At 34.7% G+C, this 17,414-nt stretch carries 12 protein-coding genes; 7 read left to right on the top strand and 5 right to left on the bottom strand.

Annotated elements, in window-relative coordinates:
- Positions 1-9: 9 nt before the first annotated feature.
- Together ACWA1F_RS10415 and ACWA1F_RS10420 are read right to left on the bottom strand one after the other, a co-directional pair.
- Positions 10-1,104, bottom strand: coding sequence for a DUF695 domain-containing protein (locus tag ACWA1F_RS10415; protein ID WP_456893693.1), 1,095 nt, complete (start codon positions 1,102-1,104; stop codon positions 10-12).
- A 271-nt stretch (positions 1,105-1,375) separates the two neighbouring features.
- Positions 1,376-3,310 carry an amino acid permease gene (locus tag ACWA1F_RS10420; protein WP_456893694.1) on the bottom strand — a complete coding sequence of 645 codons (1,935 nt, stop codon included), beginning with the start codon at positions 3,308-3,310 and terminating at the stop codon, positions 1,376-1,378.
- Positions 3,311-4,284: 974 nt separating this feature from the next.
- On the opposite strand from ACWA1F_RS10420, the gene ACWA1F_RS10425 reads away from it, so the two are divergent.
- Positions 4,285-5,445, top strand: a complete 1,161-nt coding sequence (locus ACWA1F_RS10425; RefSeq protein ID WP_456893695.1) for a Gfo/Idh/MocA family protein — start codon at positions 4,285-4,287, stop codon at positions 5,443-5,445.
- Positions 5,446-5,897: 452 nt separating this feature from the next.
- On the opposite strand, the gene ACWA1F_RS10430 is transcribed toward ACWA1F_RS10425, so the two are convergent.
- Positions 5,898-8,804, bottom strand: coding sequence for an FAD-binding and (Fe-S)-binding domain-containing protein (locus tag ACWA1F_RS10430; RefSeq protein ID WP_456893696.1), 2,907 nt, complete (start codon positions 8,802-8,804; stop codon positions 5,898-5,900).
- A gap of 549 nt (positions 8,805-9,353) precedes the next feature.
- On the opposite strand from ACWA1F_RS10430, the gene ACWA1F_RS10435 reads away from it, so the two are divergent.
- Both ACWA1F_RS10435 and ACWA1F_RS10440 read left to right on the top strand, forming a co-directional pair.
- A complete protein-coding gene (locus tag ACWA1F_RS10435) occupies positions 9,354-10,004 on the top strand; it encodes a mechanosensitive ion channel family protein (protein WP_456893697.1) in 651 nt (216 codons plus the stop codon).
- Positions 10,005-10,366: 362 nt separating this feature from the next.
- Complete coding sequence (locus ACWA1F_RS10440) at positions 10,367-10,969, top strand: hypothetical protein (RefSeq protein ID WP_456893698.1); 603 nt, start codon at positions 10,367-10,369, stop codon at positions 10,967-10,969.
- Between the two features lie 135 nt (positions 10,970-11,104).
- Here the strand turns inward: ACWA1F_RS10440 and ACWA1F_RS10445 are convergent, their stop codons facing one another.
- Positions 11,105-11,545, bottom strand: a complete 441-nt coding sequence (locus ACWA1F_RS10445; RefSeq protein ID WP_456893699.1) for a DUF6896 domain-containing protein — start codon at positions 11,543-11,545, stop codon at positions 11,105-11,107.
- A gap of 70 nt (positions 11,546-11,615) precedes the next feature.
- On the opposite strand from ACWA1F_RS10445, the gene ACWA1F_RS10450 reads away from it, so the two are divergent.
- Positions 11,616-12,512: a hypothetical protein gene (locus ACWA1F_RS10450; RefSeq protein WP_456893700.1), complete on the top strand. Its 897-nt coding sequence runs from the start codon at positions 11,616-11,618 to the stop codon at positions 12,510-12,512.
- Between the two features lie 29 nt (positions 12,513-12,541).
- Here ACWA1F_RS10450 and ACWA1F_RS10455 read toward each other — a convergent pair whose 3' ends face one another.
- Positions 12,542-12,916, bottom strand: coding sequence for a hypothetical protein (locus tag ACWA1F_RS10455; protein WP_456893701.1), 375 nt, complete (start codon positions 12,914-12,916; stop codon positions 12,542-12,544).
- A 185-nt stretch (positions 12,917-13,101) separates the two neighbouring features.
- On the opposite strand from ACWA1F_RS10455, the gene ACWA1F_RS10460 reads away from it, so the two are divergent.
- The 3 genes from ACWA1F_RS10460 to ACWA1F_RS10470 all read left to right on the top strand — a co-directional run bounded on the left by ACWA1F_RS10460 (position 13,102) and on the right by ACWA1F_RS10470 (position 17,393).
- Positions 13,102-14,310, top strand: coding sequence for an anhydro-N-acetylmuramic acid kinase (locus ACWA1F_RS10460; RefSeq protein WP_456893702.1), 1,209 nt, complete (start codon positions 13,102-13,104; stop codon positions 14,308-14,310).
- 253 nt (positions 14,311-14,563) lie between these two features.
- Positions 14,564-16,135, top strand: coding sequence for a glycoside hydrolase family 10 protein (locus ACWA1F_RS10465; RefSeq protein ID WP_456893703.1), 1,572 nt, complete (start codon positions 14,564-14,566; stop codon positions 16,133-16,135).
- Positions 16,122-17,393 (top strand): MFS transporter, encoded by a 1,272-nt coding sequence (locus ACWA1F_RS10470; RefSeq protein WP_456893704.1) that lies wholly within the window; start codon positions 16,122-16,124, stop codon positions 17,391-17,393. Before ACWA1F_RS10465 ends, ACWA1F_RS10470 begins: the two co-directional genes overlap by 14 nt.
- Positions 17,394-17,414: the final 21 nt, after the last annotated feature.

The following is a 17,414-nucleotide window of genomic DNA, read 5'->3' on the forward strand; positions in this document are numbered from 1 at the left end:
AAAAGCAATTTATCTCGGCTCAAAATGTCTGAACGACTGCCAGTATTTGTCTTTGTAAATTTCGTAGCTTATTTCAAAAGCACCGCTGTATTTTTTAATCAATTCATCGGCAGTTTGTGCTGGTTTTCTAAAATCTTTACAGGTAAAAAAGATTTCTCTTTTATTACTTGCAGTTTCTCTTCCTATATTTAAATAGCCTTCAGAATCTGGCAAACTGTAGATTATTTCTTCTTCAATCTCGTCTAAGAGTTTGTATGTTTTTTCATCTGGCAATCCGCCGTTATCACAGTCATCAAAAGGGATTGCCACTATAAAAACCCATGGATGTGATGCTTTTTTATCCCATTCTAAAATAGTGGTGTTAATTAAAGCCAGCACAATAGAGCCGTCCTCTCTTTTGCCTTCAAAATTGGCATAACCATCGTTTTCTGTATTGTGTCGGGTTCCTACGTATTTCTCCACAAATTCTTTTTCTCTCCAAATTAAATAATCCTTTAATTTTTCGATTGGAATTAATTCTTCAGAAGTATCATTAGGTCCGATAACTACAAGATTATCAATTAAAGTTACAGAGTGCAGTTCGCCCAAATAATTGTCTAGGAAAATATATACGCCGTTAGTTACATTTGCTTTTTTTTCTTCAATAAAATGGTCGTAAACAATTACTAAATCTATTTCGTCAGGATATGCTTCGTGAATACGCGGGAAAAACTTTAAGTTTTCTTTTCTAAATTCAAAACCTTGATACGTAATACTAACATTATTGATATCTGAAGCGGGTTTTAAAGCTGTAAATCTCCAACCGTCGATTTTTGGAGCTGTATTAACTAATTCTTCGATTACATAAATATTTCTGATTGCACCGTCGGGAGTTAGCACTAATTCGGCTGTTTGATCGTCAAACATTCCCGTAAGAAAATAAATTCCTTCATGCACTTCATCCAGCTTTGGAGCTAATCTGTCAAAAAAACCTTGGTGTATATTTTCTCCATTTTGAACAGTTTTAAAAAACTTCTTTTCATTCATTAAAAACCAATTCCAGAAATCATTATAAGATTGTATTGGAGCCTCTTCCCTGCCCAATATTTTATCAAGAAAACCCATGTATATCGACTATATTTTAAAATTTTACCGAAAACAAACTTAAGGAAAAGCTATTTTAAAACATAAGATTATTTGTATAAAAACGTAAGGTTTTTAAAACATATTGGAAGTAAATAAGTTACGCATATAATGTTTTGTTTCACGCAGATTTAAACAGATCTGGGCAGATTAATTTGATTTTTTTATTAGAAATCTTCTGTGACCTCTGTGTGAAACGAAAAAGCCGTTCCAGAGATATCCAGAACGGCTTTTTATTATATTTTTTAAACTTTTACGCTAAAGTTTCAGTATTCAGTTTACTATTTTTTCGGCTGTAGCCAAAATAAATCAGCAGTCCGATTATCAACCAAACGGTGAAATAAATCCAGTTCCAAACGCTTAATTCGGCCATCATATACAAACAGCAGATTAGTCCTAAAAGCGGAATTAAAGAAAGGTTTTTTCTGAATGCCCAAACTGCTAACCCAACCAACACGAATAAGAAAATCCACATTGGAATTTTGTGCTTAAATAAACTGAAACCAGTTTCATATTTCAATGAATCACTGATTGGAAGTCCTTTTACAACCTCAGCATATTTTACCTCATCGTCTTGATATTGGCTTAATAAATGCTCTAAATCTGATGTTTCGGCAGTTTTATTATCGACATCGATACTCTTCAAATAATTGAAAACTTTTGCTGATTCTTCTTTATTTAATGATGTTACAATTGATGTGGCATCAAAAGTCTGCGCTTCATTATTAATAAATGCCATTGTTGCTTTATTGTTGAAAGCAAAGGCATAATACAAGCCTGCAATCATTAAAACAGGTAAAATATATTTTGAATTGATATAAGGTGTTTTGAATTTTCCTCTTGGAATTTCAGGTTTGTTTTGTAAAACCAAAACTCCTGCACAAACCAATACAAAGGCAAATAAAGTTCCGATACTGCATAAATCGGTTACCATCGTTAAGTTTAAGAATAATGCTGGAACTGCAACCACAAATCCTGTTACAATTGTAGCAAAAGAAGGTGTTTTGAATTTTGGGTGTACCGTTGAGAATTTCTTTGGCAACAGTCCATCACGACTCATACTCATCCAGATACGAGGCTGTCCCATTTGGAAAACTAGTAAGACGCTCGCCATAGCTACAACTGCACTTACCGCTATAATTCCGGACATCCATTTTAAGTCTAATTTATCGAAAACAAACGCTAAAGGATCTCCAACATTTAATTCATGGTATTTTACCATTCCGGTTAAAACCAAAGCAATCGCAATATAAAGAATCGTGCAAATGATAATCGCCCACATCATTCCACGAGGTAAATCTCTTTGCGGATTTTTACATTCTTCTGCTGTTGTAGAAATGGCATCAAAACCAATATAAGCAAAGAATACGGCAGAAACTCCTTTTAAAACCCCGCTAACTCCATTTGGCGCAAACGGATCCCAATTGGCAGTGTCAACGTAAAATACTCCAACTGCAATTACTAAAAGAACGACGCAAAGTTTTACTACAACCATTAAATTACTGGCATTACGAGATTCTTTCATTCCTCTGTAAACCAAAGCCGTAATCAGAATAATAATAAACAATGCAGGTAAATCAGTTACAAAGTGAAATGATCCTATTGTTGGTGCTGTTGTCCAAGCTGTGTGCGCTTGCTGTAAAGCGGTACTTAAATTTTCGAATGATTTTCCGCCTCGCATTAACGCTTCTGCATCGTTAAATCCGTTGGAAGCGGTTAGATAATCCATTTGTATCCATTGCGGGAGATGAATTCCGCCACTCTGGAGAAGTCCTGTAAAATAATCACTCCACGATATGGCGACCGTTATATTTCCGACAGCATATTCCATGATTAAAGCCCAACCGATAATCCAGGCGATAATTTCTCCAAAAGCGACATAAGAATAGGTATAAGCACTTCCTGAAACTGGAACCATAGAAGCAAATTCTGCGTAAGCAAAAGCGGCAAAACTACAGGCTAAAGCAGTAAAAAGAAACAAAAAAATAACAGCTGGCCCTCCGTCTGCACTAGCTTTTCCGATAGTACTAAAAATTCCCGCACCAACAATAGCCGCGATTCCGAAAGCCGTTAAGTCTTTAGTCGTCAAGTGCTTTCCCAACGCCTCATGTCCGTCTGCTTCATTTTTCGCAACTTGTTTTAAAATATCTTGTACCGTCTTTTTTCGGAATAAATTTGAAAATGCCATATAGTGCCTTGCGGTTAAATTAATTTAATATAGACTTAATGCTTTTATTTTGCAAATAATGCAAAAATTATCCTTATATCAAATATATAAAACGATTTTGTTTTATGGTGCTATTTTTTTCTGCCACGAAGACTCTAAGGCGTAAAGTTTTTTTTGCCACGAATTCACGAATTTTCTCTAATTTTTATTTTTGCTACTGATGACACAGATTTTTTTAAAATCTATGTCTAAATTATTTTTCACGCAGATTTAGCAGATAATGGAGATTTTGATTGCGCTAAAAAGATTTGCGCAGATCTTTTATAATTAGAATTTAAAAAAATCTGCTTAATCTGCTTCAATCTATTTAAATCTGCGTGAAACAAAAATCTTTTTAATTCTTTTAATCTGTGGCTATATTTTTTCTCACGCAGATTTGGCAGATAATACAGATTTTGATTGCACTAAAAAGATTTGCGCCGATCTTTTATAATTAAAATTTAAAAAAATCTGCTTAAATCTATTTAAATCTGCGTGAAACAAAATCTTTTTAATTCTTTTAATCTGTGGCTATATTTTTTCTCACGCAGATTTGGCAGATAATACAGATTTTGATTACGCTAAAAAGATTTCCGCAGATCTTTTATAATTAGAATTTAAAAAAATCTGCTTAATCTGCTTCAATCTATTTAAATCTGCGTGAAACAAAAATCTTTTTAATTCTTTTAATCTGTGGCTATATTTTTTCTCACGCAGATTTGGCAGATAATACAGATTTTGATTACGATAAAAAGATTTCCGCAGATTTTTTATAATTGGAATTTAAAAAAAAATCTGCACAATCTCCCTAATCTGCGAGAGATAAAAAAATCCTTTGCAATCTGCTTTAATCTATTTAAATCTGCGTGAAACAAAATAGCCAGCAAATCAATTGTAACATTTCTAAAAACTAATCTACTAATCTGTAAAATGTTTAATTTTTTAACGATTCACTTATGGAAAAAATTACAAGACGCTCTTTTGTAAATAAATTTGGACTTGGCGTTGGAGCTTCGGTTGTCATGACTTCGCTTCCTTCTTTTATAACCGAAACAGAAAAGGTTCGAATACCTTATACCGGAAAAAAATTAAACATTGCTTTGTGCGGTTTAGGAAACTATGCTTCTTTGCTGGCTGAGGGCCTTCAGGTTTCTGAATATTGCCAACTTACTGGAATTGTAACTGGAACTCCTTCTAAAGCCGAGAAATGGAAAAAGCAATATAATATTCCAGATAAAAATATTTACAACTACGAAAATTTCGATGAAATCGTAAAAAATAAAGATATAGATTTGGTATATGTGGTAACGCCAAATTCATTGCACAAAGAGTTTACAGTTCGCGCTGCAAAAGCAGGGAAACATGTTATTGTCGAAAAACCAATGGCAATTACGGTTGCAGATTGCGAAGAAATGATTAAAGTCTGCAACGACAATAATGTGCAATTGGCAATGGGTTATCGTCTGCATTACGAGCCAAATCATCTCGAAGTAAAACGATTGGGACAGGAAAAAGTTTTAGGACAGGTTCGTTATATCGAAGCCGCTCTGGGTTATAGCACTTATGACATTCATGACATTAATAAGGCCGTTGATTTAAACGCCCGCAACGAATGGCGACTGACTAAAAAATTTGCAGGAGGCGGAACTTTAATCAATTTAGGAGTTTATTGCATTCAGGTTTCGCGTTATGTTTTGGGCGAAGAACCAATTGCGGTTACGGCTCAATTTGGGACTATAAATAACAAAAACCGATTTAAAGAGGTAGAAGAAAATATTACCTGGCAAATGGAATTTCCAAGTGGCGCTGTAGCTAATTGCTGTAGTTCGTATGGTTTCGGTATCGACCGATTTCATGCTGCTGCCGATGAAGGTTTCTTCGAAATGAGTCCTGCCGTAAGTTATGGTCCTTTTGTTGGTAAAAGATCTGACGGAAAACCATTTAATTTTCCGGTTATCAACCAGCAGCAAACTCAAATGGATGAAATTTGTAAAGTGATTTTAGCCAACCAAAAACTTCCAAATCATATTACGGGCGAAGAAGGAATTAAAGATGTTAGAATCATAAACGCCATTTATAAAGCCGCTGAAACAGGTAAAAAAGTAAGCTTGAAATAAGTTTTTTTCGCCACGAATTCACGAATTATTTTTTATAATCTGTGGCTATATTTTTTCTCACGCAGATTTAGCAGATAGTGCAGATTTTGATTGCGCTGAAAAGATTTCCGCAGATCTTTAAAAATTAAATCTGTAGAATCTGCTCAAATCAGCAAAATCTGCAGGAAACTAAATCTTCTAATCATTTTAATCTGTTGGCTATATTTTTTTCTCACGCAGATTTAGCAGATAGTGCAGATTTTGATTCGCTGAAAAGATTTGCGCAGATTTTTGATAATTAAAACTTAAAAATAAATCTGCACAATCTGCTAAATCTGCGAGAGGTAAAAAAATCCTTTATAAATCTGCTGAAATCAGCAAAATCTGCGTGAAACAAAAATTAATCTGCTCAATCTGCCAAATCTGCGGGAAACAAAAAATCTTTTTAATTCGTGTAATTCGTGGCAACCTTTTTACTTCAAGCAATTTCTCAAAATCGAAACAGGATGCTGCGCTTCTCTCTTCGTTCCGTCATAAATTTGATGACGGCATGAAGTTCCTGCTGCAGCGATTTTTACATTTTCGGCTGTGTTTCTCACTTTTGGGAAAAGCGTATCCTCTCCCATTTGCATGCTTACACTATAATGTTCCTTTTCATAACCAAAAGAACCTGCCATTCCGCAGCAACCCGTATTATAAATGGTAACCGTATTATTTTTAGGAAGATTCAGCATGGCAAAAGTTGCTTCAACAGAACTTAGAGATTTCTGGTGGCAATGCCCGTGGATTTTAATTTCTTTAGTTTCTTCAGAAAAAGAATCGGCTGTGATTTTGCCGTCGATGATTTCTTTTTTGAAAAATTCTTCAATTGTAAAACAATCTCGAGATAATTTTTCTGCTGCTTCTTTATCATCCGCCAAACGCAAATATTCATCTCTAAAAGTCAAAATTGCCGAAGGTTCGATTCCTATTAAAGGTGCGTTCGCTAAAACCAAGTCTTTAAAAATATTTACGTTGTGATTCGCAATCTGCTTCGCTTCTTCCAAAAATCCTTTTGAAAGATACGTTCTTCCACTTTCTTCATGATCGATTACCAAAACCTGATAACCCAATTTCGTCAATAATTCAAAAGCGTCGATTCCGATATTCACATCATAATAATTCGTGAATTCGTCTACAAACAAATACAATCTTCCGTTCGGGAAATCTGTCGTTGAAGGTTTATTACTCGCATACCATTTTCTAAAAGTCTTTTTCGCCAAAAGCGGAACCTGCCTTTCTGGTGCAATTCCCATACTTTTTTTAACGAAAGACTGATTCGAAATAAAATTCGTAATCGACGGGAATTTACTTCCCATTTTGTTCAATTTGGCGTTGTTCGCAAAAATCTTATTTCGGGTCGAAAATCCGTTTGCTTTTTGGTATTGGTATAAAAATTCGGCTTTCAAAGTTGCGACGTCCACATTACTCGGACATTCGCTGGCGCAGGCTTTACAGCTTACACACAACTCAAAAACTTCGTATAATTCTTTCTGGTCAAATTTATTTTCTTTCTCCGAATACGTCAAATATTCGCGTAAAGCATTAGCTCGCGCGCGAGTTGTTTCTTTCTCATTTTTAGTAGCACGATAACTCGGACACATCACTCCTCCTGCTGATGGCAGTTTTCGGCAGTCTCCCGAACCGTTGCATTTTTCAGCTGCACGCAAAATCCCTAAACTGTCTGAGAAATCCTGAAATGTTTTGATATCTGGTTCAATTCTGCCTGAAACTACACGATGATTTTCGTCCATTTTCAAAGCATTTACAATCTTCCCGATATTCAAAACCGAATTCGGATCGAATGCCAATTTTATTCTTTTCAGTAATTCGTAATTCTTCTCGCCAATCATAAACGGAATAAACTCACCGCGCACAATTCCGTCACCGTGTTCACCGCTCAGCGAACCTCTATATTTTTTCACCAAATGCGCTACTTCTGTAGCAATGGTTCTGAATAATTTTAAATCAGATGTTTTCTTCAAATTCAAAACCGGACGAAGGTGCAATTCACCCGCTCCCGCATGTGCGTAATAAATCGCTTCCTGTCCGTGACGCAGCATCATCGCCGAAAATTCTTCAATATAAGCAGGCAAATCGCTCAATTCAACCGCAGTATCTTCAATAGAATCGGCTGCTTTATCATCGCCTACAATACTTCCTAAAAGTCCAAGACCCGCTTTTCTCAGTTCGTTAGCTTTGTCAATATCGTTTCCATAAATTTTTACTTTAGCATAACCAAAATTGTTTTTCTCTAAATCGGCAATTAAAGCATCAGCTTGTTTTTCAGCATCTTCTAAAGTGTGCGAAGCGACTTCAAACAACATAATTGCTTTAGGTTCTCCAACCAAAAAGAAACGGTTTTTAACGTGCTCACGACTCGTTTTCGTGCAATCTAAAATCGTGTCGTCGATCATTTCGCAAGTGTACAAATGATGTTTCATCGCCACCACGACCGATTCTAAAGATTCCTGAATCGTGTGATAATGTCCAACAACCATAATGCTGTGAGGCGGCGGCAAATCGTCAACTTTCAGCGTCACTTCGGTTGTAAAAGCCAAAGTTCCTTCACTTCCGCAAAGCAATTTTCCTAAATTTATGGTTGGTTCAGTTCCGCCAAATAATTCAGATTTCAGCAGAATATCAACGGCATAACCTGTATTTCTTCTGTGGATTTCAGGTTTTGGAAACTCTTTTACAATTTCTTCCTGAGCAGCTGTAACCGAAAGTTCGTCGTAAATCGTTTTGTATATTTTATTTTCTAAAGTCCCGCCTTTTGTTTTTTCAATAAATTCAGCCGAAGTCAGGTCTTTAAAAACCACTTCAGATCCGTCACTTAAAAGTGCTTTTACTTCAGCAATTTTATCTCTTGTAACTCCGTAACGAATCGAAGTCGTTCCAGATGAATTATTTCCCACCATTCCGCCAATCATCGCGCGGTTTGAGGTTGATGTAATTGGAGCAAAAAATACGCCGTGAGGTTTTAAGAATAAATTCAGCTCATCGCGAATTACGCCTGGCTGAACCGTTACGGTTTTCTGTTCTGCATTGTACGAAATAATTTTAGTAAAATGCTTCGATATATCAATCACCAATCCGTCGCCTACTGCTTGTCCTGCCAGCGAAGTTCCCGCAGTTCTGGGTGTAATCGACAGCTTATGTTCGGTTGCAAATTTGATCAGCTTCGCAATATCTTCAGTTGTTTTAGGAATTGCCACGGCATTCGGCTTAATTCGGTACACCGAAGCATCTGTAGAATAAAGCGTTTTATGAAGCTCATCGAATAAAAGTGTGCCTTCGAGACTAGCGGCTAATTGCTCTAAATGAGATTGGGTCAACATGTAAATGTGCTTTTTATAAAAATATTTCCTGAAAAAACTCAGACCACAAAGATAAAAATATCGCAGGGCAAAACGATTCTATTTTGGGAATTTATATAACACTTCCGAAAGATTTTATAAAATTCTAAGAGAATCCTGTAAAGCATTTCATTTACTAAAAAGCTAATTTTAAAATTTTAGTTCGTTTGGAAATGAATAAAATTTAAACACCTAGAAACATAGGTTCATTTATGCAGAAAGATTGCCAAGAGAAACATATTTCTCACACATAGCAAACTATGTGAATTTATGCAAGTGAAACGCCTTTTATAAGCTTTAAAAATCTATGTTTCTATGTGTTAAAAAAATAACCCAACGAATTACAACTTTTTTTATGCCACAATTATTATGGAAAATTTCTTTCAGGACGTCATCAACCATCTCGAAGGTTACTACAACAGCATTGTCGATCTCACGCCAAAATTCATTCTCGCCATTTTGGTCATTCTCGTTTCCTGGTTCATTGCAAGCCGCGTCGGTATGTTTGCCGGAAACCGACTCAAAGCCAGAATGCACGATCGTCTTTTGGCGACATTTATTGCCCGCTTAATCAAATCGGTTTTACTCATCATCGGAATTCTTATGATGTTCCGTATTATAGGTCTCGAAGGCGTTGCTACCAGTATGCTCGCAGGTGCCGGAATCTCAGCTTTTGTAATTGGTTTTGCGCTTAAAGATATTGGCGAAAATTTCCTTGCCGGAATTCTGCTTGCGTTCAAACGTCCTTTTAATATTGGTGATATTATCGAAAGTAACGGTGTAAAAGGCGAAGTCATCAACCTTAACCTGCGAGACACCGAAATCAAAAGCGATTCTAAAATTATTTATATTCCGAACGCGCTTCTCATAAAAAACACGCTGATTAACTATAATAGCGAAGGTTTTCTGCTCCAGACTTTCACCGTCGGACTAGAATATGGTTCTGACTATACCCGTGCTATCGAACTCGTAAAAGAAGTTTTGGGCAACGACGAAAATGTAACCGAAAAAGATCACGAAAACGCCGCCGTAATTACCGATGTTGCAGCCGCTGGTGTCATTCATTTAAATATAAGATATTGGGTTAAAACTGGTCCGTATAATGAAAATTCTGAATGCCGTTCTAAAATTATTGCTGCGGTTTTGAAAAAGCTGAAGGAGAATGAGTTTGTGTTGAAATAGACATGCAAACGTTTAGAAAACCAAAGTTTTTTTTACTTCTTTATTTTATTCGTAATATTATCTTCAAATTCAAAAACATATAGATGGAAGATAATATTCTTGGCATTCTAACAGACAAAGTAAAAAAAAGAATTGCCTTTTTTATTTTGTTTGGAGTACTAATAAACCTACTTTTATTTTTCGGAACCTCTTATCTTGAAAACGAAATAAACGATAGATCTTTCATTAATTCTTATGTAATCTATTGCGCTTTTTTAGGGATTTTTCATTGCTGTGTTTATAAAAGATATTTGCGCAATTTTCTCACCATAACTATTGCACTCTTTTTCATAGGACTGGTATTTTGCCTCTTTTATTTCGTAATGCTCACATTCAGTTTCGGAATTGAATTCTTTGCTTTTCTAGTCGTTTTAATTGCCTATCTGGCAATTCAACTAGTTACTTTAAGGTTTTGTTTTAATCTTAAACCTAGTGCGGGTATAAATTTTATAACTATTCTAATTTTCATTGCAGGTTTTAGCATAACGTATATAAAAAAAGACTTCGATCTTTATTATTACGGATTTTCATTTATCAATTCTGTATGGTGTCTAAACATCATATTATCGGTATTACTTTTCTCTGATTTTGTATTTGAAAACAAACAAAAAAACACCATAAAAGACGACTCTAATAGAGGAGAAATAAACGTAGTAAATTTCCAAGATTATTTAAAAACCACATTTAGTTCACAAATAACCTTTTATGAATCCTTCAACAAATACGAGATTTATGAAATTGATTGTTTCCCTGAAGATTTCGAACATAAACTGGCAATCGAATTTTCTGTTGATAACATCAAATTTGCAACCGTTACAAAAGAACCCTCTGTAGATTTTTCTTTATATGATTATGTAATCGAAACCAACAAAGAAGCCGAAGATTTTGTACAGCATATTTTAAAATTTGGCTGGCCTCTTAAATAAGTTTTTTCAGGAGCTATTTCCAGCTGTCCGCTATATCTTTTGTGTCTCGTTAAAAAACGAGACGCAAAAGGATGCCGCTTCCATCTGGGCTAAGAGAATCGGTTTCATATTTATATTCACTGAAGAATTAATTACTCAAACAAAGAACGATTCCTGCACAACTTTATAGCACATAAAAACGCAACCAAAAGGAGTTCCTTCAATTCCTTCAATTGTTAACCATTCTAAAATGCCTTTGTTTATAAACTGAAACAATTCATATTCAATATAGTCTTCAGTATAATTTAATTTCTGATACTCTGGATGTGTTCTTATAAATTCTGTAAGTTTCCATTGCGAAAACTCGATAACATCTTTTTCAAAAATTGAAATATCATAAGCATAAATAATCCCATCTTTATTAGCAGTGCATCCACTTCCATGAAAATGATATTCAATTCCGTTAATTGAGCCTACTCTTTCAAAAAAAGTATGAGAAAAAGAACATGGATTTATGTCTTGTTTGTATTTATCTTTTAATAAAGCTTCGAAGCTTCTGATAAATGTAATGTAGTCAGTTAAGATTTTTTCGATCATAATTAAGAACAAATATCCAAAACTTTTTATATTTAGCCTGACATTCTTTTAAAATAATTCCAAAAATACAATGGCAACAGACGGCGTAAAAATAATCGATGGCGATTTGGCTCGAGATATTTACGAATCAATAATGGATTTATATGACAGCGACGCTACTATAGAAACCATTAAAAACGAAATTCCTTTTATCATAGAAAATTACGGCGACGAAACAGATTTTTATCACGAAATATTCGTAACTTCTTATGCACTTGCTTTTTGGGAAATTGGTGAATTAACCGAAGAAATTCTTGAAGAAGCGAAACGTGTTATCGAGCTAAAAGTTGGAGTAAAAATCTGGACTGAGGAATGTGATGCTAATGAAGGTAAAAAAAGACAAAAAGAGCTCGATAGACTCTTAAAGAAAATAAGTCAGCCAAATTTGAAAGTTAGAAAAAGAAAAAAATACAGAATTATTAAAAATCTATATTTTCAGCCAAATGATTTACTAACTTTCCAACTTTCAGACAATCATTATTATGCGGTAATTTGCGCAAAAGTTACACAACAAAGAGGTCAATGTACATACGATTTGGCTACTACCACATATAAAGCCAAAAATAAACCAACTGTTGAAGATTTAAAATCTTGTTTCATTTCTGGCAGAAAAATTCCTTCGACTTATGATTGGAAAACCATTTTAGAGCAACAACCAAATGTAGACGAAATTTGGGAATATACTAATCAAGATAATTTTTTATTTGGACTTACCTATCATTTAGTAACTCACAGAAATATTATTTCTTTTAAAGATAAATTTGAAGTTGTTGGTAAACTTAAAATTAAAGAAAGTTTCAAAAAAGATGGAAGCTATGGTTATGAATCATCATTTGATAGATTTGAAAGCATATTTTCTGATCTTGATAATCATATGAAAATATTTCGTGAAGAAAAATATCCTGTAACTTTACTTTGCGAGTTTTAAAAATTTAAAATATTTTATCAAATCTTAATTCACATTAAATCTGTAATTGAAATATTAGATAAATTTTCTTCCGATTTCAACAGCAATTCTTCAAAATTGTTTTCAATAAAAGCAAAATCTTTCTGATCAACCAAGATATTAATCCATTTTGGTCTTAAAAACGAATAACCATCATCAAAAATAGCAACATTAATAAAGTTCCAAACATTTGAATTTACGCCATTAACTTCAAAATTAGGTTGAATTATAATAGCTTTCATTATGCCATTGTCTATCCAATCAATTCTTCTTTCTTCAAATGTTCTTAATGATTGAGGATAACTAGGTCTATCTTTAGTTAATTTTCCCTGGAGCCTAGCTGTTAAGTCAACTAGCTTCGAATCTAGATTTTTAAATCTACTCACTTTCCTAAATTTTATATATTATGAAGTTTTTTTCTATTCGCTTACGAACAACCTCATACACAAATTTAAAGATTAAAACATCACAAGTTAAAACCAACAAAATTTTCTTTTTTTTACCATTAATATCCAAATTAATCCCATTTTAGCGTTATCAATAAACTGACTTCTATAAAGCCTCACTTATAATGAATAAAAATATAACTGCACTCTATACCATAGCTCAAAAACAAACCCGAAAAATATTAGGTTTAATGTCTGGAACTTCTCTCGACGGACTCGATATTGCGCTTTGTGCTGTTTCTGGATCTGGCGAAAATACACACGTTAAAATCTTAGAATTTGAAACGATTTCTTATTCGGAAGACATTAAAACCGAAATCAGAAAAGTGTTTGCTCAGAGAACAATCGATTTTCAGCATTTGGCTTTATTAAACGAATGGATCGGAATTTTGCACAGCGGCATGATTAACGATTGTCTTGCAAAATGGAATATTTCGTCAGGCGAAGTAGATTTAATCGCTTCGCACGGACAGACTGTTTTGCATGCACCTAAGTTTTTGCACGGGCAGGAAAAATTTCCGAATGCGACTTTACAAATTGGCGACGGCGATCATATTGCGGTAAAAACGGGAATTATTACCCTTTCAGATTTCAGACAAAAACATGTTGCTGCGGGTGGCGAAGGCGCACCTTTGGCTGTTTACGGCGATTATCTGTTATTCGGAAAAAAAGGCGAGAACAGAATTATGCTTAACATGGGCGGAATCGGGAATTATACCTATCTCCCAGCCTCTCTAAACGCCGAGGAAGTTTTTGTAACCGATACGGGAACAGCAAATACGTTAATCGATATTTTCACAAAACATTATTTCCCTGAAAAAAGTTACGATAAAGATGCAGAAATCGCGCAACAGGGAACTGTAAATCAAGAGCTTTTAAGCGAACTGAAAAAAGATGATTTCTTTCAGAAAAGCTTCCCAAAATCGATTGGTCAAGAACTTTTTAATTTCGATTTCGTACAATCGGCTTTAGTAAAATGCAATTTAGAAAACATTTCGGCATCAGATTTGCTGGCGACTTTAACACGTTTGAGTGCTGAAACGATTGCAGAAGCGATTTATTTCAGCATAAAAAATACTCCAATTCTGGCAGAGGATTTTCATATTTATATGTCGGGAGGCGGAACAAATAATCCGTTACTGGTAAAATGGCTAAAGGAGTTATTGCCTTGCCAATTTCATACCAGCGATGATTTGGGTATTTTAAGCGATGCCAAAGAAGCGGTTTTATTTGCGCTTTTAGCAAACGAAACAATGGCTGGAGGCGATTACAATTTCGGAAATAGCAAAGGAATTCCATCGGTAACAATGGGGAAAATTTCGTTTCCAGATTAAAAAAGATAGCCACAAATTCACGAATTTTTTTCATACTTTGAGAAAATAAAAATTCGTGAATTCGTGGCGGAAACACATAATCATTTAAAAAATAATTCGTGATTAAGCGAAAGCAAACTAGCGAAGCAATTCGCGGCAAAAAACTTTGATTAAAAAATTCGTGAATTCGTGGCGAAAAAACTTTAATTAAAAATAATTCGTGAATTCGTGGCAGAAAAAAAACTATTTTTGATTCCTGTTAAAAAACATTGAAATGCATAAAAATCAGCACGTAATATTCTTTCTTTTATTTTCATTTTTCTCTATTTCGATTTCTACTGCGCAGGAAAAAAATATGCATCCTAAAAATGAATTTAGAGGTGTTTGGATTGCAACGGTTGTCAATATCGACTGGCCGAAAGCAATCATCGATAATGTAGAGAAAGAAAAAGCCGATTATCTTGAAATTCTAGAAGCATATAAAAAACTGAATTACAATGCTGTAATTGTACAAATTAGAAGCGTTGGTGATGCTATTTATCCTTCAGAATTTGCGCCTTGGTCACGATTTCTGACAGGAAAAGAAGGTCTGGCACCCAATCCTTATTATGATGCTTTGGAATGGATGATCGAACAGGCGCACAACAGAGGTTTTGAATTTCATGCTTGGCTGAATCCGTATCGCGCTACTTTCGATTTAAATAAAAATCTTTTAAGTCCCAATCACGATCTTTTTAAACATCCGGAATGGATGATCGAATATGGCGGAAAATGGTATTATGATCCGGCTTTACCAGAAGTTCAAGCGCATTTAACCAAAGTTGTTAAAGAAGTCGTTGATAAATATGATATTGATGCGATTCACTTTGATGATTATTTTTATCCGTATGCTGTTCCAGGAAAAACATTTAACGACAATGCTTCTTACCAAAAATATGGTTCAGGCTTAAGCCGTGCCGATTGGCGCCGTGCAAATGTGAGCAACTTTGTGCATTCGATTTCTGTAACTATAAAAGAAAGCAAACCTTGGGTTCAATTCGGAATCAGTCCGTTTGGGGTTTGGCGAAATAAATCTCAAGATCCAAAAGGTTCAGAAACACAGTCAACTTCTAATTACGACGATCTTTATGCCGATCCAGTTTTATGGATGGACCAAAAATGGATCGATTATATTATGCCTCAATTGTATTGGAGTATGAATAATCCAAGAGCTTCTTATTCTAAATTAGTAAAATGGTGGTCTGAAAACGCTAACGGTACAGCCATTTATATTGGTCACGCACCGTATAAAATTAGAGGCGATGGCGACAAAAGCTGGAATTTTGCAACTGAAATTCCAACTCAAGTAGATTTTTTAAGAACTTTCAAAAATGTATCTGGAAGCGCTTATTTTAGCGCTAAATGGTTCATCGGTAAAAACTATGATGTGGTGCGTTTGCTGCAAGAAAACCAGTATAAATATCCTGCACTTCCAATCGCTGTCCCAAATTTAAGACACGTTATTATCGATACGCCGCAAGTACTGGAATACAATAAAGACAGCATTAAATATAACTTCACATTCAAAAGTCCGCTTAATACAAAAGTTCGATATATGGTAGTTTACGGAGCCGAGCATGTTTCGAAAATCGATACGAACGATGCTACAAAAATTGTAGAAAAAGTAACGGTAAAAGAAGTCGACGGAAAAATCAGTTTTGCCATTGCAGCCGGAAAACTAAATCTTTACAAAGCCTGCGCTGTAACTTTTATTGATTATTATGCTAACGAAAGTTCGCCAACTGCAATAGATCTAAAAAAGCCTTTAAAAACCTATATACCAGCTCAACCAAATGAAAATAGATAATAAACCATGGTTTTGGATTCCGCTACTTAACTTTGCTTCTGGATTGCCTTATGCAATAATTATCTCCGTTTCGGTAATTATGTATAAAAATCTCGGAATTTCTAATGAAGATATTGGTGTCTATACCAGTTTACTTTACTTGCCATGGGTTATTAAACCGCTTTGGAGTCCGCTTATTGAGTTAATTGGAACCAAAAGAAAATGGTTTTTAATGATGCAGTTAATCATTTCCATTGCCTTTTTGCTGGTTGGATTTACGATTCCGACAAATGGATTTTTCATCATGACTTTGTCTATTTTTTGGGTTGCAGCTTTTGCCTCGGCTTCAAATGATATTGCCAGCGATGGTTTTTATTTATTGGTTTTACCAGAAGACAAACAATCTTTTTTTATTGGTATCAGAAGTACTTTTTACAGACTTTCTATGCTTGCAGGAAACGGATTAGTGGTACTTTTTGCTGGTTATTTAGAACATAAATTTGGAGATAATACCAAAGCTTGGTCTTATACAATGATTTCCGTAGGTTTTCTGATGGCTTTCATCACAGCTTATAATTTTATTTTTACGCCAAAAAACGAAATTAATACTGTTGCCAACAAAGAAGCCAAACCTTCTCAAGATTTTGCAACAATTTTTATCAGTTTCTTCAAGAAAAAACAAATCGGATTAATTCTGACTTTTATTCTCATTTTCAGATTAGGAGAATCGCAATTACTTAAAATGTTAAGTCCGTTTTTATTAGATCCTAAAGCATCTGGCGGAATGGGATTAGACACTGAAGCCGTTGGAATTATTTACGGAACTTGCGGTGTTGCAGCCTTAACTATCGGCGGTATTTTGGGCGGAATTGCAATCTCAAAACAAGGACTTACGAAATGGATGTTTCCTATGTTTCTGGCTATGCACCTTCCTATTTTAGGATTTATATTATTGGCTTTCTTTCATCCAACCTCAATTTATTATATTTATGCCGTTGTTATTGTAGAGCAATTCGGTTATGGTTTTGGTTTTACGGCTTTTATGATGTATTTAATTCATGTTGCCGAAGGAGAATCAAAAACAGCACATTATGCACTTGCAACTGGTTTTATGGCGTTAGGAATGATGCTTCCAGGAATGTTGAGCGGTTTTATACAAAAATATTTAGGCTATCAGAACTTCTTTATTTGGGTTTTCATAGCTACAATTCCAGGTCTTATTTTATCACGTTTTTTAACTTTCCCAAAAGATTTTGGGAAGAAATCAGAAGAAGTTTAAACCCCAAATCAAACTTTAACC

Source organism: Flavobacterium erigeronis (genome assembly GCF_054075165.1).